Raw genomic sequence first — 20,301 nt, 5'->3', positions numbered from 1 at the left:
GTGACGGTCTCGGGACGACGGCGCGCGGGCTATTCGGCGTCGCGGGACGGCGCGGCGGCGAGGGCGTCCGCGACAGTGGGGAACATCGGGACGTGGGACGCCAGCCCGGTGATCCACAACGCGCGGGCCGCGCCCTGCTCGACCGCGACGAGGCCCAGCCAGCCTCCCTCGTCCAGCGCCCGCTTCCAGCAGTTGACCAGCAGGCCCGTCGCTCGGGAGTCGAGGAAGTCCAGTCCGAGCAGGTTCACCACGAGATACGGCCCGAACTGGGCGAACGCCTTGTCGAAGAATTCGGTGGCCGATTCGTGCGTGGTGAAGTCGAGCGTCCCCCGCACCGTCAGCACTCCGATGCTTCCGCTGCTCTCCGCGGCGAACGTGATCTCGGCTGTCGAGATGTTGTGAAGGTCAGACATCAGGACACTTCCAAGGAGTTCGGCAAAATGCGCGCGACCAGGATGCAGGTGTCGTCACCGGTGTTGCTCGGGGCCAGGGTCTCCATGACCGCCGCCACGCGATCCTGCGGTGGCACCTTCGGCACGGTCTCCGCGATCGCCGCGCTGAGGATGTCCAGTCCCTCGAACAGGTCCCGGCCCGGGCGTTCGATGAGACCGTCGGTGAACATGAGGAGCAGATCGTCCGGCTCCAGCCGCATCTCGGCACAGCTGTAGCTCACGTCCTCGAAGACGCCGAGCAGCACGCCGGGGTGCAGCAGCCGATGCACCTTGTTGCCCCTGACAAGCAGCATCGGCGGGTGGCCCGCGTGGGTCCACCTGAGCGTGCGGTCCTTGGTGCGGTAGCGGGCCACGACCGACGTCGCGAGCACGTCGGGCCGCATCCGCCGCAGCAGCCGGTTCAGCGCCACGAGGATCTGCGCCGGATCGTGGTCGGCGAAGGCCAGCCCGGTGATCGCGTGCCGCAGCTTGGCCATCGCGGAGGCGGCGGCCAGGCCGTGCCCGGCGACGTCGCCCACGGCCAGCAGCGCCTCCCCGTGGTCGAGGTGGATGGCCTGATACCAGTCGCCGCCCAGCGGCGCCGTCTCGGCCGGGAAGTAGCGCACGCCGAGCTGCAACCCGGGCACCGAGTCCTGCATCGGCAGGATGATGCTCTGCAGCCGCGCGGTGAGCTGCGACTCCTCCTCCAGCCGCTGGGTGACCTCGGCGAGCTCGTCGGCGGTCCTGCGCCAGTCGGTCACGTCCTGCACGACGCCGTGGATCTCGACGGGCCTCCCGTTCGCGTCCCGGCTGACCTCGGCCGTCACTCTGATGTGCCGGTACTCGTCACCGACGCGGATGCGGATGTCGAACTCGTGCGGCCCGCCGCTGCCGCTCAGCGTCGTGAGCGCGTGCTCGACGATCGCGACGTCGTCGGGGTGGGCGATCTCGCGGTAGTGCTCCAGCGCGAACGGTCCCTCGGCCGGGTCGCGCCCGTGGATGACGTAGAGCTGGTCGGACCACTCGGCCTCGCCGGTGATCAGGCTCCAGTGTCCCCAGCCGAGGTGGCCCAGGCGCTCGGTGTGGAGGAGCCGGGCCGACAGGCGCTCCTCCCTGTCGTGGCGATCCCACGAAACGAGAAGGCCGCCCTGCAGCCGGGACAGGCGGACGCCGTAGGCCGACAGGTGAGGCGCACCGCCCCCGTCTTCCCTGTGCACGTAGGGATCGACGTCCTCGGGTTCCCCGGTCTCCATGACACGGAGGTAGGCGTCCCACAGAGGGGAGCCGGCGACGCCCGGATACGCCTCGAGCGTGCGCAGGCCGACGAGCTCCTTGCCGGTCCTTTCGCGGACGTCCCTGGCCTCGGGGCTGGCCGCGCACACCTCGAAGTCGAGGATCGCACCGGCCTGATCGCGGATGGGCACCAGCCAGACGCCCTGGACCGAGATCGCATCGAGCATGGCCTGCACCAGCCCGGCCATCGCTTCGGGGGACGAGTCGCCCCCGTCGAGAGAGGGGCTGTTGACAGGAGTAAGCCGCAGGATGCGATCACCTCCGCTCATGAATCCGCCGGCCACCTTCCGTGAGGCATCCACAAGAGCGGACTGTCGGAAGGATCGCTCTTGCCTTCCCGATGAGGTTACCCTCCGTCCTTCACGATAGGCACTGGACGCCCCTTGGTCTCCCCGCGAGGTGCCGTCCGTCCGCACACTCCCCTTCCCGCTCTTAGCATCTTTTAGGAACTTTTTACCCTTCTCGGTCCGGTAGGGGGATTGTCGGGATGGTGCTTCCGCACAATGCTCTGGACCATCGCTACCGGGGCGAGCACCCGCTCCGCACACTGGCCTACCTCTTCCGGGAGCACCGGCCCCGCCTCGTCCTCGCCGTCGTGGCCTTCACGGTCAAGCACAGCCCGACCTGGCTCCTCCCGCTGGTCACCGCGAACGTCATCGACGCGCTCGTCCGGCACGCGCCCGTCACCGACCTGCTGACATCGACGGCCGTGCTGCTCGTCCTGCTCCTGCTGAACCTCCCCGGCCACCTGCTGTACGTACGGTGCCTGCACGGCGCGATCCGGCAGGTGGGCACGGCGCTGCGGTCGGCGCTGTGCCGCAGGATGCAGCACCTGTCGATCGGCTACCACTCCCGTGTGAGCGCAGGGGTGCTGCAGACCAAGGTCGTCAGGGACGTCGAGAGCGTCGAGCAGATGGTGCAGCAGACGGCCGACAGCGGCCTGTCGGCGGTGACGATGCTCATGGGCGGTCTCGCGGTGATCGCCTTCCGGGTGCCGGCCGCGCTGCCGGCCTTCCTGCTCGTCGTCCCGGCCGCCGCGGTCCTGGTGATGCGGATGCGCAACCGGCTGCGGGCCGACAACGAGAGCTTCCGGCAGGAGGTCGAGCGGCTGTCGGCGCGCGTGACCGAGATGACGCACCTGATCCCCATCACCCGCGCCCACGGCCTGGAACAGGACGCGCTGCACCGCATGGACGGCACGCTCACCCGCGTCCTGCGCACGGGCCTGCGGCTCGACCTGCTCAACGGCCGGTTCGGCGCGATGGCCTGGATCACGCTGAACGTGCTCGCCGCGGGCTTCCTGGCCGGCTCCGCGCTGATCTCCTATTACCAGGTGCTGCCGGTCACGGCCGGCGACGTGGTCATGCTGAGCACGTTCTTCACCACGCTCACCACCTCGGTCACCACGCTGATGAGCCTGACGCCCGTGATCAGCAAGGGCCTGGAGTCCGTACGCTCGATCGGCGAGGTCCTCCAGGCGCCCGACCTGGAGAACAACGACGGCAAGGCCGAGGTGACGGCGGTCCGCGGCGAGTTCGAGTTCCAGTCGGTGTCGCTCGCCTACGAGGCGGACCGGCCCGCGGTGGACGACTTCAGCCTCACCGTGTCCCCCGGGGAGACCATCGCCCTGGTCGGGGCATCGGGAGCGGGCAAGTCGACCGTGCTCAACCTCGTGATCGGCTTCCTGCGTCCCACCTCGGGCCGCATCCTGCTGGACGGCAGGGACATGGAGGAGCTCGACCTGCGGACCTACCGGCGGTTCCTGTCCGTGGTGCCCCAGGAGTCGATCCTGTTCGAGGGCAGCATCCGCGACAACGTCACGTACGGCATGCGGGACGTGCCGGAGGAGACCCTGCGGGCCGCCCTGCGCGACGCGAACGCCCTGGAGTTCATCGACCGGCTGCCGCACGGGCTCGACACGATCGTGGGCGAGCGCGGCGCGCGGCTGTCCGGCGGCCAGAGGCAGCGGCTCGCCATCGCCCGCGCGCTCGTCCGCGACCCCCGGGTGCTGATCCTGGACGAGGCGACCTCGGCGCTCGACACCGCGTCCGAGGCGCTGATCCGGCAGGCGCTCGCCCGCCTGGTCGCGGGCCGCACGGTCTTCGTCGTCGCCCACCGCCTGTCCACCATCCGCACCGCCGACCGGATCGTCGTGATGCGGGACGGCCGGATCGCCGAGGTGGGCACCCACGACGAGCTGAGCCGCAGGCCGGGCGTCTACTCCGGGCTCCAGGCCGCCCAGCTCGCCTGAAACGCTCCCCGTTGTCGTCAAGAAAGGGTCCGCCCGCGCGGCACAGGCCGCACGCTCCCCCGACGGCCGCGCACAATGCGCTGGTCGGCCGCGGTGGAGTGGGGAGGGCGAGCGGTGACCAGGGCGTCGGCGGGAATCGCGCTGCCCCTCGTGGTCGCGCTGCTCGCCGCACCCGCACCCGCGCCCGCGCAGGAGCCGCCGCCGTGTCCGCTGGTGATCGGCCACGGCGGCTACCCGAAGAGCGCCGGCGCCAGGACCAAGGACGCGATCCGCCAGCCCAACGTGCTGCGGGCGGTCGACGACCAGGCGTCGTGGGGCGCCGACGGCGTCGAGGCCGACGTCCAGCTCACACGACAGGGCACGAAGGCCGTCATGTGGCACAACAGGACGACCAACGGGCTCACCGGTCCCCGGCAGGAGATCCGCGAGATCGGGTGGGCCGACGGGCCCGGCAACCTGCGCGACCGCCGCGTCGCCCGCGGGCCGTACGCGGGTGAGCGCGTGCCGGCGCTGCCGGAGTGGCTCGACCACGTCCGAGCCCTGGGGCTGATCGCGCTGCTGGAGATCAAGGCGTCCGCCGAGCCCGTCCTGGCCGACCCGGAGTACGGCGCCGCCGCGTGGCGAGAGATCGTCGATCCCGTCGTCGAACGGCAGGACGCGCAGCCGATCCTCGTCTACTCGCACGACGAGTGGATCGAGGCGGGACTCGCCGACCGGCTGCCGGACCATCTGCGAGGTTCGGCGGCGAAGTGGACCGACGGCGTCAAGTGGGACGAGCCACCGCCCCCTTGGCAGCTCAACGTGCCGCAGTGGCAGGCCGTGTTCGATCGGGCTCCCAACAGCGTGATGACCAGCCACACCGCGGACTACCGCGCCTGGCTCGACGGGAGGTGCCACCAGGAGTCGTTTGCCCATCGACAGCCTTCGTACAGCTGACACGGTGTGAGCCCTCAGACATCCCGGGCGTGAGCCGCCCGTCAGAAGGCGAGTGTGCGCCGGAAGATGTGCAACGCGACGTCGATCAGCCCTTCTACGGGGGGCGCGGGATCGGCCGTCACCCATTCGAGGATCAACTCGGTAATGGCGCCGATGAGGCCGAGCGTCAGCATATGAATGTCCGGGGAGGGCTGCTTCGGCACGTCCTGAACCGTGCCCTGGATGACTTTGGCGAACGCCTCGACCGCCTGCTGCCTGGCCCCGGTCAGGACGTTCCCGGCGCGCCGGACCTCTAGATGCATAATGCGCGCCCGCCGTACGTCCTTGGTAACGAAGCGGATGTACTCCCCTATACCGGCCGCGATCCGGTCGTCCTGCGTCGGCGGGGCCGCTTCGATGACCTCCATCACCGACGCAAGGGTCTCCTCGACGCACCTCTCGTACACGGCCCGCATAAGGTCTTCTCGACTGGTAAAGCACTCGTAGAAGGCCCGGCCCGAGATACGAGCGGTCGCGCAGAGCCGCTCGATCGTGGTGGCGTGGAAGCCCGGTTGGGCGAAGAGTGTATAAGCAGCGGCGATAAGGCGCTCGCGTCGATCGGCGACTCTTTCCGCCGCACTCATGACCCTGTGGTCGCGTTGGATCCGGCGAACTTCGTCAATTCTGGGTTGCGGGGTCCGCTCCCTCAACCGGCGCGCCCCGGATGCGCCGAGCGAGGAGCGTTCGATCAACTCGTCGAACTGTTCGTCAGCGGTCTCGTTCACGGACGGTCGCCCCGCTGCAGGTGTCTCTTCTCGCGCGCCCTCCACCTGTACAGAGCTCCTTCCACCGCCCGTACGGACGTCTCGTCGAGGAGTTCGACGATCTCCTCCTGGGTGTAGCCGTCAATCGTCAGCGCGACGATCGGCCGAGTACGCGCGTCAGCGCGTTCGAGATCGTCGCGGACGCGCATGTTGCCCAGTGCCTCGGTCTCCACTCCTGTGGTGACGCCGCCATCCGGGTGCATGGTGAGGGCCTCCCGCATGTGCGCCCGAGTCCACTTCTTCCGTTGGACCCGGCGCCTACGAAACTCGTTCGGGAAGATGTACAAGCAGGCACCCATGAAGTAGGTGGGCAGGCTGGCACCCCCTTCGTAACGCCAGCCGCCCTCCACGAGCGCGTGCTTGCGAAACCGCGGAAGCGCAAGGGCCACGGTCATCGTCGCCAGTTCTTCTCGTGCGTCGGAGTCGCGGTGGAGTTCTTCGAGTTCGGCCTCGCTGGGGGACAGAGCGAACTTGCGGCTCGCGGTCAGCTTGAAGATGTACCCGGTGTACATCCAGCCGCGAAGCACGGACATGCCGTAACGCGCCAATTCTTCTTCGAACCTCTGATACCTGTTCCCGCTGAAGTCGTACCGGGCCAGCTCGTCGCGCAGCAGTTGGTCGGCCGCCCGGCGCTCAAGGCTTTCTTGAAGCCGCCTCGCCTCAGCCGCTCGTGTGGCCGGGATTCCCTTGAGAGTGTCCGACAGAGAGATAGGCGCGCCGAGAACGGAGGCGCTCTGCTCGGCAGGTTGTATCGGTCCGGTACGCGCGCTGACCGCGGGCAACCTGCCCGCTGCCTGTTCGCTGTCGCTCACCGTCCCGTGCCCTTCCGTTGGTCTCGTCCATAGCCGCGGAGGGATGCGCGGCCCGTCGAAGCCTCCTAGCCGCCGACGTAGACGACCCTTGTAAGTGCGCGCCCGACAGGTACCCCACGGAAGACCTTCAAGATTTTTCCGTGAAGCCCGGTCACGGATTTTCGTGGGATGGCTCCCCATAGGTGACTTACGAGTCGAAGATCCATCATCACTCACTGGGAGAACTCCGTGGCACCGTCACCTGGCCCGCTGCTGTCTGTCCGTGCTGCCGTGATCCTGCTGCTGGCCACTGTCGTGGGCCTGCTCGCCGGCCTGCTCGCTCATCTCGCCGGCCAGCCGCTGCCGGCGGCATGCCTGGTGGGTGGCGGAGCGATCGGCGGGAGCGTCCTTCTGTTCCACACGATCGTCGGGCGCTGACAGTTCTCGCGGCCTGCCCCGCTTAAGCACCCCTATCCGGCTGGAAGTGACGTGCCTCCGGAGCTCGTGCGGCCGTAAATCAGATGACGGGCGCGGTCGGGGACGGCACGATGGAACGTCGCCCCCCTTCCCGTTCCACATCCTCCGGAGTTGTTCCCGTGCCTGGCCTCCGCCGTGATCTCGGCCTGCTCAGGGATCGGCGGTTCGCCCTGCTGCTGGCGGCCCGGACGATCTCCGTACTCGGCACCGCCTTCGCGCCGGTGGCCCTCGCCTTCGGCGTGCTCGGCCTCCCGGGCGCGACCGCCACGACGCTGTCCGCCGTCCTCACCGCCGAGGCGCTGCCGATGGTGCTGTTCATGCTCGTCGGCGGAGTGATCGCCGACCGGCTGCCGCGCCACCGGGTCATGATGGCGGGGGAGTCGCTCAACGCGGCGGCGTACTTCTGCCTGGCCGCGATGATGCTCACCGGCTGGACGCCGCTGCCCGCCCTCGTGACCGCGAGCGCGGTGAGCGGCGTCGCCGCCGCGGTCCTGTTCCCCGCCCTCACCGGAATCATCCCGGACGTGGTGCCCGCCGACCGGTTGCAGACCGCGAACGCGCTGCTGGGACTGGGACAGAACATCTCCCGCGTCGCCGGCCTCGTGCTGAGCGGCGCGGCCGTGGTCCTGCTGGGAGGCGGATGGGCGCTGACGGCCAGCGGGGCGATGTTCGCCGTGGCCGCCGTGCTGATCGCGCTGCTGCGCCTCACGCCCGCCGAGCGCGCGGCCGGCGGCGGCCACTCGGTGCTGGCCGAACTGCGGGACGGCTGGCGGGAGTTCGTCTCGCGGCAGTGGCTGTGGGTGGTCGTCGCCCAGTTCTCGATCCTGGTCATGGCGCTGCAGGCGGCCCACGGCGTGCTCGGGCCGCTGGTCGCCAAGCAGTCGCTGGGCGGGGCGCCCGCCTGGTCGGCCGTCCTCGCGGGCGAGGCGGTCGGCATGATCGTGGGGGTGGTCGTCACGCTGCGCCTGCGGCCCCGCCGGCCCATCCTGGTCGCCACGCTCCTCACGCTGCCCACCGCCGCGCCGTACGTGCTGCTCGGCCTGAGCGCGCCGCTGTGGACGGTCGTGGCCGGGGCGTTCGTGATGGGGGTGTGCTTCGACATCTTCGGCGTGCTGTGGCAGACCACCATGCAGCGGGAGATCCCGGCCGAGTCGCTGTCGCGGGTGAGCTCCTACGACGCGCTCGGGTCCCTGATGTTCGGGCCGCTCGGCCTGCTGCTGGCCGGGCCGGTGGCGATCGCGGTGGGACCGCGGCCGGCGCTGGTCGCCTGCGGGGCGGTCATCATCCTGGTCACGCTGGCCGCGCTGCTCGCCCCCGGCGTACGGGGGCTGCGGGTCGTCGGCGAGGAGCCGTCAGGCGTATCGGCCGCGACCTGAGCACACCGCCCGCTCGTGGGCGAGCACGCGTCCCCTCGTGGGCGCGCGTCCGCGAGCATCCCGCGCCCCGCCGTGAACCCGAAGCGCGGCAAGTGGCGAGACATGGCTGTCAGATCCCCGAGCGTTAGGCCGGCTCGATGCCATGGTGTCGTCGATGATCCCCCTTGCCACCCCACACCTGGACTCGGAACTGATCGCCGAGTCCAGGGCGCGGCCCGAGGCGTTCGCGACGCTGTTCGACCGCTACGCGGCGATGCTCTACCGCTATGTGTCCCGCCGCCTCGGTCCCGAGGTCGCCGAAGACCTGGTGGGCGAGACGTTCCTGGTCGCGTTCCGGCGCCGGGACCGTTACGACCTGACCCGCTCCGACGCCCGTCCCTGGCTGTTCGGCATCGTCAGCAAGCTCGTCTCCCGGCACCACCGAGACGAGGCCGCCCGCTATCGGGCGCTCACCCGCAGCCCGCTCGACGAGGTCGCGGAGTCCCCCGCCGAACGCGTCGAGGACGGCGTGAGCGCGACGGCCGTCCGCCCGCTGCTGGCCGCCGCGCTCGCGCGCCTGTCGAAGGGCGACCGCGACGTCCTGCTGCTCATCGCGTGGGCCGATCTGTCGTACGAGGAGGCGGCGCAGGCCCTCGGCATCCCCGTGGGCACCGTGCGCTCACGCCTGAACCGGGCCCGGCGCAAGGTGCGCGAGGCGCTCGGCCACACCAATCCGCTGCGGGACGAGGAGTAGCCATGGACGACCTCACGATGCTCCGCGACCTCGGCCGCGGCCTCGAGCACGAGCCCCGGGCCGGTCTCGCCCGCCAGCGGCGCCGCCTGCTCGACGAGGCGGCGGGCGGGCGCCGGCGGCGGCTGACGCCGTTCACCGGCGGCCGCCGGGCGGGCTGGATCGCGCTGGCGGCGGTCGCGGTGGTCACCGCCGCCCTGGTCGCGGTGCCGACCGTGCTGCTGCGCGGGACGACCGGCGCGTACACCGTGGCGCCGCCCGCGGGGGACCGTCCGCCCAAGAAGGGCGAGGCCCTGACCGTGCTGCTCCTCGGCTCCGACCGGCGCCCGGCGTCCGCCCATGTCGGCGACCAGGGCGAGCGCAGCGACCTCATGGTCCTCCTGCGGCTGTCCGCCGACCGGAAGCGGGCGACGGCCGTCAGCCTGCCCCGCGACTCCATGGTCCGGATCCCGCAGTGCCGGTCGGCCGACGGCCGGATCGTCGCCGCACATCTGGACATGATCAACCAGGCGTACAGGATCGGCGGCCTGACCTGCGCGTGGAAGACGGTGGAGACCACCACGGGCGTGCGCGTCGACCACGCCGTCGCCATCCGCTACGACGGACTGGAGAAGCTGGTCGACGCGCTCGGCGGCGTCGAGGTCACCCTCCCGCAGGCGGTGAACGACCCGAAGTCGAAGCTCAGGCTGCCGGCCGGCCGCTCGGTGGTCGACGGCAGGACCGCGGTGGCGTACGCGCGCCTGCGCTACGTGGGCGACGGCTCCGACATCGCCCGTATCAAGCGGAACGTGGCCCTGATGCAGGCGATGCTGAAGAAGGTCGCGCGTCTCGACGAACCCGCCGCCCTGGCCGCCCTCGTCCGCGTGGCCGCGACGTCGGTCACCACCGACTCGGGGCTGGACCTGGACACCATGCTCGCGCTGGCGGTGGACGTGCAGCGGGCGGGCACCCGGGTCACGGCCCTGACCGTGCCGTGGCGGCCGTACGAGAAGGATCCGAACCGGATCGAGTGGAAGCAGCCCGAGGCCTCCCGCGTGTTCGCCCGGCTCGCGGCGGGCTGAGTCACGACGCGGGCTCCCACAGGGCGGCGGCGCGGGCCTCGACGAGACCGCCGATGCGGGCCAGCGCCTCGGCGGCGGGCATCGCGTCCAGGGCGCGGCCGTCGCGCAGGCGCAGCGCGACCTCGTCGCCGGAGGCCTCCTTGGCACCGATCACCGCCTGGTAGGGCGCCAGCCGGGCGGCCCGGACGCGGGCGCCCAGGCTGCCGTGCTCGGGCCCGGAGACCTCCGCCCGCAGGCCCAGCTCGGCGCAGCTCCGTACGAGCGCCTCGGCCGGGGGCAGCTCGGCCTCGGTCACCGGCAGGACCACCAGCTGGGTGGGGGCGAGCCACGCGGGGAAGGCCCCGCCGTACACCTCGATGAGGTGCGCCACGGCCCGCTCGACGCTGCCGATGATGCTGCGGTGGACCATGACCGGCCGGTGCCTGCCGCCGTCCGGGCCGATGTAGTGCAGGCCGAACTGTTCGGGCTGGTGGAAGTCGACCTGCACGGTGGACAGGGTGGCCTCGCGCCCCGCGCCGTCGGCGATCTGCACGTCGATCTTCGGGCCGTAGAACGCCGCCTCACCCTCGACGGCCTCGTACGCCAGTCCGGAGCGGTCGAGGACGTCGGTGAGCATGGCGGTCGCCCGCCGCCACATCTCGGGGGCGGCGACGTACTTCCCGCCGGCCCCCGGCAGGGACAGCCGGTAGCGGACCGGGCGGATGCCGAGCACGGCGTACGCCCGCCGGATCATCTCCAGGGCCCCGGCCGCCTCGGCGGCGACCTGGTCGAGGGTGCAGAAGATGTGCGCGTCGTTGAGCTGGATCGCCCGCACGCGGGTGAGCCCGCCGAGCACGCCCGACAGCTCGGAGCGATACATGCCGCCCAGCTCGGCGACGCGCAGCGGCAGCTCGCGGTAGCTGTGCGAGCGGGAGCGGTAGATCAGCGCGTGGTGGGGGCACAGGCTCGGCCGCAGCACGACCTGCTCTCCCCCGAGGTCCATCGGCGGGAACATGTCGTCGCTGTAGTGCGACCAGTGCCCCGAGATCTCGTAGAGCTCTCGTTTGCCCAGCACGGGGGAGTACACGTGCCGGTAGCCCGCCCGCCGTTCGGCGTCGCGGATGTACTCCTCCAGGGTGTGCCGGATGGCGGCGCCGTCGGGCAGCCAGTAGGGCAGCCCGGAGCCGATCAGCGGGTCGGTGTCGAACAGGCCGAGCTCGCGGCCCAGCTTGCGGTGGTCGTGCTTGCTGTGGTCGTGCATCGCGGTCTCCTCGCGTTTCTGCTGCGGCGAGGCGAGTGACCGGACGACGACGAAGCCCCGGGGCACTCGCCCCGGGGCTTCGTCGGAAGTACGTGTCAGCGCGCCGGGACGGTCTCCGGCGTCGTCGTCAGGCAGGCGCGCATCATGCCGCGAACGTTAGCACAGCCGGTGATCACCCCCGAGTCGATTTCCGGCTCCCCCGGGAAGGACGTCGCCGTCACAGCGAGATGGGGCCGAGGTCGGCGACGGTCTGGGCCAGCGCGCGGATGGTGGGGCTGTCGGCGGTGGACCGCCAGGTCAGGGCCCAATGGAGGGCGGGGGCGTCGTGCATGGGCAGGAAGACGATGCCGGGGGGCCTGTTGTAGCGGGCCGCGATCTCGCCCAGCGGGTGGACGCAGTGCCCGGCGGCGACCAGAGAAAGGATCTCGTGGAAGGTCCGCGCGGTGGGCCCACGCGGGATGCGGCGGCCCAGCGGTGTACGCGTGGGGACCATGGACGCGACCCAATACTCGGGGGCGTCGGGGCCGAGGTCGACGACATGGTTGTCGGCGAGGTCCTCCAGGGACGCGGTGCCGCGCTCGACGAGCGGGTGGTCCGCCGGCACGGCCAGCACGCGCCCTCCGGTGAGCACGGTGGGGCCGACCGTGAGGTCCGGTTCGGCGACGGGCAACCACAGCACGTTCACGTCATGCTCTCCCGTACGCAGAGTGGTGAACGGGTCGCTGCCGTAGATCTCGCCGAACTGGACGTCGGCGCCGGGGTAGCGGGCGCGGAACGCCTCGACGAGGGGGCGCAGTTCGTGTCCGGCATGGCCGAAGACGCCCATCCGCAGGGTCCGGCCCGCGCCCAGGCCGGCCGCCTCGGCGCGGGCGAGCCCCTCCTTGAGCAGGTCGAGGGCCTGCTGGAGGTCCTCGCGGAGGCGGCGGCCGACAGGGGTCAGGGTCACGCGCCGGCTGGTGCGATCGAAAAGGGCGACGCCGAGACGCCGTTCCTGCCTGCCGATGGCCTGGCTGACGCGGGCCTGGGACACGCGGAGGCGTTCCGCGGTGCGGCCGAAGTGCAACTCCTCGGCCAGCGTCAGGAAGATCTCGATGTCGCGTAGCTCCACCAATAACCCCACTGTTATAGATCGCCCCACGAAGCTTACATTGTTCCGCCGCTGACCTGCCTCGATGCTGGACACGGCGCCACCTTGACAGGCGGCACACGCCTGATCGGCACATCGATAAGGCAGGCAAACCGGTGAGCGACACGCAGGCCGTCGCCGACCGCTTCGAGATCCAGGCGCTGCGCGCCGAGCTCACGCGATGCGACGGGGTCGTAGTCGCGCATTCCCCCAATCTCCAGGAGCGACCAGAGTGACAACCGCGGCTCTGACCGGCGACTACACCCTCGACATCGCCCACACCCGGATCGGCTTCGTCGCCCGGCACACGATCGGACCCAAGGTGCGCGGGCAGTTCGAGGAGTTCGAGGGCGGCGCGCACCTGGACGGCGACGACCCGTCCAAGTCGAACGTCACGCTCACGATCCAGACCGGCAGCATCCAGACCCGCAACCCGCAACGCGACGACATGCTGCGCGGCAGGTTCCTCAAGCTGCACGACTACCCGATCATCACCTTCGTCTCGACCGGCGCACGGCAGGTCGACGAGACCACCTTCGAGCTCACCGGAGACCTGACCATCCGCGGCGTGACCAATCCGGTCACCGTGGCCTTCACGCGGATCGGCGCCGAGCACGACCCGCAGGGCGATGTCCGGGTTCATTTCAGGGGCAGCGCCACGATCAACCGCAAGGACTGGGGCGTGGGCTGGGCCGGGGCCGCGGGCCTGGTCGGCAAGGAGGTCGCGCTGGAGCTCGATGTCGCCGCGATCCGGCGGATCTGACAAGACCGGCGCCTATAGGTTGTATTCCTAACTAGCTCGCTCTATGGTCTAGGTTGTTCGCTCATGTAAGAAGGACGGCAACCGATGAGCATCTCTGCGAGCTTCTCGACCCCGGGCGTGCTCCTGACGGTCGCGCTGACGGCCTATCTGACCTTCGTCGCTCCCTGGCTGGGCAGGCGCCAGTACGACCGGCTGGCACGACGCCGCGCCCACGACCCCCGGGCGCTGGTGCACGCGTACCGGCTGTGGATCGCGGAGGAGTGGGTCTGGGTCGCCGCGACCGCGCTGGTCCTGGTGCTGTCGCCGGCGCTCGGCCCGGCGGATCTGGGATTCGCGATGCCGGGCCACCTCGACCGGGTCGCCCCTGCGGTCGCCGGAATGACCGGCGCCATCGTGATCGGCACCCTGCTGCTGCGCCGCCTCGCCCGCTCCGGCCGCGCCGTACCCGGTCAGGCGGCCTTCGCCGAACTGATGCCGCGCACTCCCGCCGAACGGTGGCACGGCCTGGCCATGGCGGTCACCGCGGGTGTCTGCGAGGAGATCGTCTACCGCGGCCTGCTCATCGCGTTCGGCGTCGGTGTGCTGGGCCTCGGCACCACCGCGGCCGCCGCCCTGGCCCTGGCGGTCTTCGTGGCGGGCCACCTCTACCAGGGCTGGAAGGGCATGGTCGTGGTGGCCCTCCTCGGCTTCTGGCTCACCAACGTCTACCTGTCCACCGGCAGCCTGCTGCTGCCGATCCTGGTGCACGTCCTGATCGACGTCCGGGGCCTCGTGTGCACGCCGGCACCCACCGGGAAGACGGTCGGTCAAGCGGCCTAGGTAGTACTCCTACCGTGCGAGGATGAAGCACATGGCGACCGACCGCCGCGCGAGCTGGCTCAAGGGCGTCCTCGACCTGCTGGTGCTGGCCACCCTGACCGAGGGCGAGAACTACGGCTACGAGATCGCCAAGATGCTCGCCGGATCGGGGCTCGGGCAGATCCGCGGCGGCACCCTCTATCCGGTGCTCAACCGGCTGGAGGAGGCGGGCCTGGTGTCGGCCGAGTTCCGGGTGACCGAACGCGGACCGGGCCGGCGCTACTACCGGCTGACCGAGCAGGGCCGGCAGACGCTGGCCGAGCAGGGCCGCCTGTGGCTGGCGTTCGACGAGTCCGTACGCACGGTGCTGGCCTCGGGAGGGCTGAAATGAGCACCTACCTCGACGAGCTGGAGGCCCTGCTGTGCGAGGGCGGCGTGCCCGCGGCGCACGCCGAGGCCACGATCGCCGACCTCGCCGCGTACGTCGCGGAGACCGGCGCCGACCCGGAGGAGGAGTTCGGGCCTGCCGGGGAGTTCGCCGGGCAGTTGCTGGCGGCGCGGGCGCCCGAGGCCGACGCGACGGACGCCACCGAGTGGCGGTGGACCGCCGACATCTTCACCGACCGCCAGATGCTGGCCCGGCTCGGCGACCAGGGCTGGGAGATCGACCGCGTCGACCACCTCGGCAGGTTCGTCAGCCACCGCGACCCGGAACGGCCGCAACGGTGGGAGTACCGCAGGGAACCGTCGATCGGCGGTTCCGCGCCGGCCGCGCGGCTGGCGCCCGAGGGCTGGGAGCCCTGCGGCACCTGGATGTACTGGCGGTACTTCAAGCGGCCCAGGGCCGCCAGCGTGGGACCGGCCGCGCAGCTCGACTCCCCGCCCGCTGCCCCCGGCCGCAACGTCTTCTTCAGCCGGCGGTTCTACCTGGTGCTGGCCGTGGCCCTGCTCGCCCTGGTCGTGCCCGCGATCCTGTGGGAACCGTCGGACGGCGACGGACCGGGCTTCTTCGCCGGCATGGCCGCCGGAGGCTGCGTCGCGATCGCCGCCCTGGCGGCGATGTGGCTGTGGACGGGCCGCCGCCGTCCCTGAGCCCGCCGCCGGGCCTTCCGTCCGGGGTTCTCAGCCCGTCTGCTGAGCCGGCTCGGCCGCGTCGGCCGATCCGGCCCGTCCGCCGCCGAACACCTCCTGCACGAGGCGCTGTGTCGCCTGCTGGAACGCCACTCCCAGGGACAGCGCGGCGTCGTCGACGTAGTTCAGCGCGGCGGTCAGGGTCGTGCCGCCGTCGGGCGTGCTGTACATCAGCGCCGCGTGGCCCGCCATGCCGCCGTTGTGCGTGATGACGGTGCCGCCGCCCGGCGCCTGCTGTACGAACACGCCCAGTCCGTAGCCGGCCTTGGATTCCGGCGTGCGCATCTCGGCCAGCAGCTCGGCCGGCAGCAGCTTGCCACCGCACAACGCGGAGATGAACGTGTGCAGGTCCTGTGTGGTGGAGATCATGTCTCCGCCGCTGGAGATCCAGGACGGGTTGTGGCGGGTGACGTCGACCGTCTGGCTCTGGCCGTCCTTCTCGTAGCGGTAGTAGGCGTGGGCGTGCGGCTCGGGGATGTCCGTCTCGGTGGTCGGCTGGATGGTGCCCGACAAGCCGAGCGGCCCCAGGATCAGCCGCCGCATCTCCTCGGCGACCGGGCGGCCGGTGACCTTCTCGATCAGCAGCCGGGCCAGCACGTAGTTGGTGTTGGAGTAGCTCCAGTCGGTGCCCGGCTCGAACCGTGCCGGCTTGGACAACGCCAGCCGGACCAGTTCCTCGGGCCGGTAGGTGGTGAACCGGTTGTCCACCCATTCCTTGCCGGCCGTGGTGGAGGGGATGCCCGGCACGAACGTGCCGTCCTCGAAGTACTCCCCGGTGAAGTTGAACACCCCGCTGGTGTGCTGCAGCAGCATCCGCACCGTGATCCGCTCGTCCAGGCCGAACTCGGGCAGGTAGTCGGTCACCGGAGTGTCCAGCCCGATCTTGCCCTCGGCCACCAGTTGCAGCACCACGGTCGCGATGAAGGTCTTGGTGTTGCTGCCGATCCGGACGTGTCCGTTGATCGGCGGCTCGGCGGCCTCGCCCAGCTCGCGCACCCCGGCGCTGCCGGCCCACTCGCCCCGCTCGTCGTGCACGCGCAGCGACACCCCGACGAAGCCGGAATCGACCATCTCCTCGATGATCTTCTGCAGCTCCGGGCGGTCCTGGCCGGTAAGAGTGACGGACATGGTGGTGGCTCCTTCAGGTCTGTGATGACTTCGCTTTGACGGACGAATGGAGGCTGCGGGTCAGAGGCTGCGGGCGACGATGTCGCCGTAGGCGGTGGTCGCGTGGATGTCGAGCTGGGAGGCGGCGCCTTCGGTGTTGTTGAGCGCGTTTCGGATCCGGCCGTAGGAAGTGCCGGCGTCCAGCGAGGCCGAGACTCCGGCGGCGGCGCCGACCGACACCTCGCCGGCCTCGGTGCGCAGCACAACCGTGCCGCGCACGGCCTCGGCGATGCGGATGTCGCCCTTGCCGGTGCTGATCTTCGCGGGACCGTTGAGCCGGCCGACGGAGACGTCGCCGGCGGCGGTGGTGAGGCAGGCGCTCGCGACCTCGTCCAGCTTGATCGAGCCGTGCGCGCCCTCGAAGGCGACGTCGCCGAGCCGTCCGACCACCCGGAATTCGGCGCTGGCCGCCTTCGCCTCGACCTGGGAACCGGCAGGCAGCCGGACCGTCACCTCGATGGATCCGGAGGGGCCGAGGATCTGGTTCTTCCCCTCCGGGGCCTTGATCCGCAGGACACCGTCGCCGTATTCGACCTTGGTCTGCTCCGCCGCCTTCACGTCGCGGCCCTTCGAGGCGTCGACGGGCAGGACCTCGACCACGGTGTCGGCCCGATCGGCCGCGAGGAGCTGGACGCGCCCGGCGGGGACGTCGAGGACGACCGAGATCGGGGCGGGAGTGTCGAACTTCTGCATCGCGCTCTCCTGTGACTTTTCGTTTCCAACGCCGGAAACGCTACGTTGCATTTCCAGACCATGCAAGGAATCTGTTGCGTTGGTGAGAGATATATGCACGTCAGAGTGCAGAAATCGTTGCAGTGGATCTAAGTTCAATGCAACGGTGCCCGATGAAATCGTTGCAACGGATCAAAAGTGAACGCTATGCTTGCGAGGCCGCAGACCACGGAGGAGACCGCGATGCCGGGAGGCAGGCTCACCCAGCAGGACCGCCAGCAGATCGCGCTGGGACTGGCCGACGGCCTCGCCTACGCGGAGATCGCCAGGCGCCTCGACCGACCCACTTCGACGATCACACGTGAGGTGATGCGCAACGGCGGTCCCACCGCCTACCGTGCCGACCTGGCGCACCGCGCCACCGAACGCCGCACCCACCACCGCAGGAAGGCCGCGCCCCGGAACTCCGGCACGTCCTCCCAGGCTCACGGACGCGATGCCGAGGCGGTGCGCGAGTACGAGGAGGTGTTCGCCACCGTCTTCATGCAGTCGGGTCTGCCCAAGATGACGGCACGGGTGCTGGCCAGCCTCTACACCACCGACGCCGGCAGCCTCACCGCCTCCGAGCTCGCCGGACGCCTGCAGGTCAGCCCGGCGTCCGTCTCCAAAGCGACCACGTTCCTCGAGAGCCAGGGCCTCATCCGCCGGGAACGCGACGAACGCCGCCGCGAGCGCTACGTCGTCGACGACGACGTCTTGTACCAGTCGATGATGGCCAGCGCCCGCGCCACCGCCCACCTCGGCGAGGTCGCACGCCAGGGCGTGGGCGTCCTCGGCCCCGGAACCCCGGCCGCCGCGCGCCTGGAGAACATCGCCCGCTTCGTCGCCTTCGTCTCCGAGAGCATCGTCCGCGCCGCGGACCAGGCCCGCGAGATCCTCCACACGAGAACCGACACGACTTCGGACAGCGCTCCCTAGCACGCCCAGATCGCGGGCAGACAGCCTCGGCGACCACTGCCGGGACGTCAGCCGGCTGACACCCGACCGCCGGCACGCCTGTCCTGAGACGTCAGGCGCGGCTGATGCGGGACTCGTCGCACGGACCCGAGCGGAGGGCCCGCTAGCCTGAGCGGCGATGGACCGTATGACGACGGCGCGGGGTGCTCTCGACCTCGCCCGCTTTCCCGAGGATCCCCGCGACCAGCTCCGCGCATGGGACGCGGCCGACGAATACCTGCTGCGGCACCTCGACGAACGCGAGGGCGGGCCGGTGGACCTGTCGGGGAGCCTGGTCGTGCTGGGCGACCGGTGGGGCGCCCTCGCCACCGCGCTCGCCGTCCATCGTCCCGTCCACCGCCCGGTCCAGATCGGCGACTCCTTCCTCGGCCAGCAGGCCACCCGCGCCAACCTCGAGCGCAACGGCCTCGACGCGGACGCCGTGCTGCTGCGCACGACCAGGGACGAGCCGCCGGACCGGATCGACGTGCTGCTGGTGCGGGTGCCCAAGAGCCTCGCCCTCCTGGAGGACCAGTTGCACCGCCTCGCCCCCCGCGTGCACGAGGACACGGTGGTGGTCGGCGCGGGGATGGTCACCGAGATCCACACCTCGACGCTGAAGCTGTTCGAGCGCGTCCTCGGGCCCACTCGCACCTCGCTGGCGGTCAAGAAGGCGCGGCTGATCTTCTGCTCGCCCGACCCCGGGCTGTCGCGAGGGGCGAATCCGTGGCCGCGGAGCTACGCGCTGCCCGCCGACGCCGGGGTGGTCTCCGGCCTGACCGTCGTCAACCACGCCGGCGTCTTCTCCGCCGAGCGCCTCGACGCCGGCACCCGCCTCCTGCTGCGCAGCCTGCCCGCGCGTACGGGGCCGGAGCACGTGGTCGATCTCGGCTGCGGCAACGGGGTGATCGGGCTCGCCGCGGCGCTGTCCAACGGCGCGGCCGAGGTGACGTTCATCGACGAGTCCTACCAGGCGCTGGCCTCCGCCGAGGCCACGTTCGGGGCGAACGCCGGAGGGGGTGCCGTCGCGAGGTTCGTTGCGGCCGACGGCCTCGCGGGCTTCCCGCCGGGCACCGCGGACCTGGTGCTGAACAACCCGCCGTTCCACACCCATCGGGGCAGGACCGACGCGACCGCCTGGCGCATGTTCAACGGCTCGCGTGCGGCGCTGCGGCGGGGCGGCGAGCTGTGGGTGGTGGGCAACCGCCACCTCGGCTACCACGTCAAGCTGCGCCGGCTCTTCGGCAACTGCGAGGTCGTCGCGAGCGACCCGAAGTTCGTCGTGCTCCGTGCCGTGAAGCGCTGACTCAGAACAGGGTGAGCGGCTCGTCCGGCAGCGTCTCCTTCATGGGCTCGGGCAGCGGCTCCACGCCGGGCACCTCGGCGCGTACGTCGTCGTGGAACCGGCGGGCGAGCGTCAGCGCGTCGGCGTTGTCGGGGGTGTGGACGAACACCGTCGGCGAGCGGCCCTCGCGCAGCCACCCGGCGACCGCGTCCACCCAGTGCCGCCAGCCCTCGGCCGTACGCTCCGGGTCGTCGCGGCCGATGTAGCGGACGATCGGGCGGTCGGTGAGGGCGGCGGTCCGCAGCGGCACGCGCGGCTTCTTCGACCAGGCGTCCCGTTCGGCGTCGCTGGTCGGCGGGGTGCGGAACAGCACGGTCGTGTCGAACGGCACCCACTCGGCGCCGGCCCCGGTCAGCACCCGCTCCAGGAGCCGCGCGGCCCGGGGGTCCTCGAAGAACGCGCGGTGACGGACCTCGACGGCGTAGCGGTGGTCGCCGGGAAGGCGGCCGAGGAAGGCCGCGAGCGCGCCGGCGTCCGCCGGACCGAACGAGCCCGGAAGCTGGACCCACAGCGCGTGGACGCGCGGCCCCAGCGGCTCGATCGCGTCGAGGAAGGCCCGCAGGTCGTCGTCGGCCCCGGCCAGGCGGCGCTCGTGGGTGATCGGCCTGGGCAGCTTGACCACGAAGCGGAAGCCGGGATCCGTCTGCCGCGCCCAGGACTCCACCGTGCTCCGCGAGGGCGTCGCGTAGAACGTCGTGTTGCCCTCGACCGCGTTGCACCAGGTGGCGTAGGCCCGCAGCCGCTCCCCCGGAGGAAGCGGGTGCGGCAGGAGACGCCCCTGCCACGGCGCGTGCGTCCACATCGCGCACCCCACATGAAGCCGCATGGCCCCGACGTTATCCGGTTCGGATCACTCCCCGGCGACGGGCGGCGGGACGCAGGCCCTCCAGGTCCTCCTTGGGGTACTTTCCCAG

At 71.0% G+C, this 20,301-nt stretch carries 21 protein-coding genes; 12 read left to right on the top strand and 9 right to left on the bottom strand.

The features are described 5' to 3' along the window. Positions 1-29: 29 nt before the first annotated feature. Both ABZ860_RS00255 and ABZ860_RS00250 read right to left on the bottom strand, forming a co-directional pair. On the bottom strand, positions 30-413 hold the full coding sequence (locus tag ABZ860_RS00255) for an STAS domain-containing protein (RefSeq protein WP_357212850.1): 384 nt from the start codon (positions 411-413) through the stop codon (positions 30-32). Next, positions 413-1,993: a SpoIIE family protein phosphatase gene (locus ABZ860_RS00250; RefSeq protein WP_357212847.1), complete on the bottom strand. Its 1,581-nt coding sequence runs from the start codon at positions 1,991-1,993 to the stop codon at positions 413-415. Before ABZ860_RS00250 ends, ABZ860_RS00255 begins: the two co-directional genes overlap by 1 nt. A gap of 218 nt (positions 1,994-2,211) precedes the next feature. On the opposite strand from ABZ860_RS00250, the gene ABZ860_RS00245 reads away from it, so the two are divergent. After that, positions 2,212-3,975, top strand: coding sequence for an ABC transporter ATP-binding protein (locus ABZ860_RS00245; RefSeq protein WP_357212844.1), 1,764 nt, complete (start codon positions 2,212-2,214; stop codon positions 3,973-3,975). 114 nt (positions 3,976-4,089) lie between these two features. Continuing rightward, positions 4,090-4,911 (top strand): glycerophosphodiester phosphodiesterase family protein, encoded by an 822-nt coding sequence (locus ABZ860_RS00240; protein ID WP_357212842.1) that lies wholly within the window; start codon positions 4,090-4,092, stop codon positions 4,909-4,911. Between the two features lie 41 nt (positions 4,912-4,952). Here the strand turns inward: ABZ860_RS00240 and ABZ860_RS00235 are convergent, their stop codons facing one another. Together ABZ860_RS00235 and ABZ860_RS00230 are read right to left on the bottom strand one after the other, a co-directional pair. After that, positions 4,953-5,675 carry a TetR/AcrR family transcriptional regulator gene (locus ABZ860_RS00235; protein WP_357212840.1) on the bottom strand — a complete coding sequence of 241 codons (723 nt, stop codon included), beginning with the start codon at positions 5,673-5,675 and terminating at the stop codon, positions 4,953-4,955. After that, positions 5,672-6,526, bottom strand: a complete 855-nt coding sequence (locus ABZ860_RS00230; RefSeq protein WP_357212838.1) for a hypothetical protein — start codon at positions 6,524-6,526, stop codon at positions 5,672-5,674. The genes ABZ860_RS00235 and ABZ860_RS00230 overlap by 4 nt, the downstream gene beginning before the upstream one ends. A gap of 228 nt (positions 6,527-6,754) precedes the next feature. On the opposite strand from ABZ860_RS00230, the gene ABZ860_RS00225 reads away from it, so the two are divergent. From ABZ860_RS00225 to ABZ860_RS00210, 4 genes are all read left to right on the top strand, one after another. Continuing rightward, complete coding sequence (locus ABZ860_RS00225; protein WP_357212836.1) at positions 6,755-6,943, top strand: hypothetical protein; 189 nt, start codon at positions 6,755-6,757, stop codon at positions 6,941-6,943. 158 nt (positions 6,944-7,101) lie between these two features. Next, on the top strand, positions 7,102-8,358 hold the full coding sequence (locus ABZ860_RS00220) for an MFS transporter (RefSeq protein WP_357212834.1): 1,257 nt from the start codon (positions 7,102-7,104) through the stop codon (positions 8,356-8,358). A 154-nt stretch (positions 8,359-8,512) separates the two neighbouring features. Then, positions 8,513-9,091 carry an RNA polymerase sigma factor gene (locus ABZ860_RS00215; RefSeq protein ID WP_357212831.1) on the top strand — a complete coding sequence of 193 codons (579 nt, stop codon included), beginning with the start codon at positions 8,513-8,515 and terminating at the stop codon, positions 9,089-9,091. Positions 9,092-9,093: 2 nt separating this feature from the next. Beyond that, positions 9,094-10,149 (top strand): LCP family protein, encoded by a 1,056-nt coding sequence (locus tag ABZ860_RS00210; protein WP_357212828.1) that lies wholly within the window; start codon positions 9,094-9,096, stop codon positions 10,147-10,149. A 1-nt stretch (position 10,150) separates the two neighbouring features. On the opposite strand, the gene thrS is transcribed toward ABZ860_RS00210, so the two are convergent. Further along, on the bottom strand, positions 10,151-11,389 hold the full coding sequence (thrS, locus tag ABZ860_RS00205; RefSeq protein ID WP_357212826.1) for a threonine--tRNA ligase: 1,239 nt from the start codon (positions 11,387-11,389) through the stop codon (positions 10,151-10,153). A gap of 217 nt (positions 11,390-11,606) precedes the next feature. Then, entirely contained in the window at positions 11,607-12,497 is an 891-nt protein-coding gene (locus ABZ860_RS00200) for a LysR family transcriptional regulator (RefSeq protein WP_357212823.1), read from the bottom strand. 250 nt (positions 12,498-12,747) lie between these two features. On the opposite strand from ABZ860_RS00200, the gene ABZ860_RS00195 reads away from it, so the two are divergent. The 4 genes from ABZ860_RS00195 (at position 12,748) to ABZ860_RS00180 (ending at position 15,168) form a co-directional block, all read left to right on the top strand. Next, on the top strand, positions 12,748-13,278 hold the full coding sequence (locus tag ABZ860_RS00195; RefSeq protein WP_357212820.1) for a YceI family protein: 531 nt from the start codon (positions 12,748-12,750) through the stop codon (positions 13,276-13,278). Positions 13,279-13,362: 84 nt separating this feature from the next. Beyond that, entirely contained in the window at positions 13,363-14,097 is a 735-nt protein-coding gene (locus tag ABZ860_RS00190; protein ID WP_357212819.1) for a CPBP family intramembrane glutamic endopeptidase, read from the top strand. A gap of 31 nt (positions 14,098-14,128) precedes the next feature. After that, complete coding sequence (locus tag ABZ860_RS00185) at positions 14,129-14,467, top strand: PadR family transcriptional regulator (RefSeq protein ID WP_169983967.1); 339 nt, start codon at positions 14,129-14,131, stop codon at positions 14,465-14,467. Continuing rightward, positions 14,464-15,168 carry a hypothetical protein gene (locus ABZ860_RS00180; RefSeq protein ID WP_357212816.1) on the top strand — a complete coding sequence of 235 codons (705 nt, stop codon included), beginning with the start codon at positions 14,464-14,466 and terminating at the stop codon, positions 15,166-15,168. The genes ABZ860_RS00185 and ABZ860_RS00180 overlap by 4 nt, the downstream gene beginning before the upstream one ends. Positions 15,169-15,198: 30 nt before the next feature. On the opposite strand, the gene ABZ860_RS00175 is transcribed toward ABZ860_RS00180, so the two are convergent. Then, on the bottom strand, positions 15,199-16,335 hold the full coding sequence (locus ABZ860_RS00175) for a serine hydrolase domain-containing protein (protein ID WP_357212814.1): 1,137 nt from the start codon (positions 16,333-16,335) through the stop codon (positions 15,199-15,201). Positions 16,336-16,395: 60 nt separating this feature from the next. Continuing rightward, positions 16,396-17,067 (bottom strand): DUF4097 family beta strand repeat-containing protein, encoded by a 672-nt coding sequence (locus ABZ860_RS00170; protein WP_357212811.1) that lies wholly within the window; start codon positions 17,065-17,067, stop codon positions 16,396-16,398. 222 nt (positions 17,068-17,289) lie between these two features. On the opposite strand from ABZ860_RS00170, the gene ABZ860_RS00165 reads away from it, so the two are divergent. Together ABZ860_RS00165 and ABZ860_RS00160 are read left to right on the top strand one after the other, a co-directional pair. Then, the gene (locus ABZ860_RS00165) at positions 17,290-18,024 is read left to right on the top strand and encodes a helix-turn-helix domain-containing protein (RefSeq protein ID WP_357214682.1); all 735 of its coding nucleotides are present in this window, start codon (positions 17,290-17,292) and stop codon (positions 18,022-18,024) included. 157 nt (positions 18,025-18,181) lie between these two features. Beyond that, positions 18,182-19,348, top strand: a complete 1,167-nt coding sequence (locus ABZ860_RS00160) for a methyltransferase (RefSeq protein WP_357212809.1) — start codon at positions 18,182-18,184, stop codon at positions 19,346-19,348. Position 19,349: 1 nt separating this feature from the next. Here ABZ860_RS00160 and ABZ860_RS00155 read toward each other — a convergent pair whose 3' ends face one another. Next, positions 19,350-20,213, bottom strand: coding sequence for a DUF72 domain-containing protein (locus ABZ860_RS00155; RefSeq protein ID WP_357212807.1), 864 nt, complete (start codon positions 20,211-20,213; stop codon positions 19,350-19,352). Positions 20,214-20,301: the final 88 nt, after the last annotated feature.

It is taken from the genome of Microbispora sp. NPDC046973 (assembly GCF_040644495.1).
Lineage (GTDB): Bacteria > Actinomycetota > Actinomycetes > Streptosporangiales > Streptosporangiaceae > Microbispora.
The sequence above is the reverse complement of the archived record's forward strand: the minus strand, read 5'-3'. Positions and strand labels throughout refer to the sequence as shown.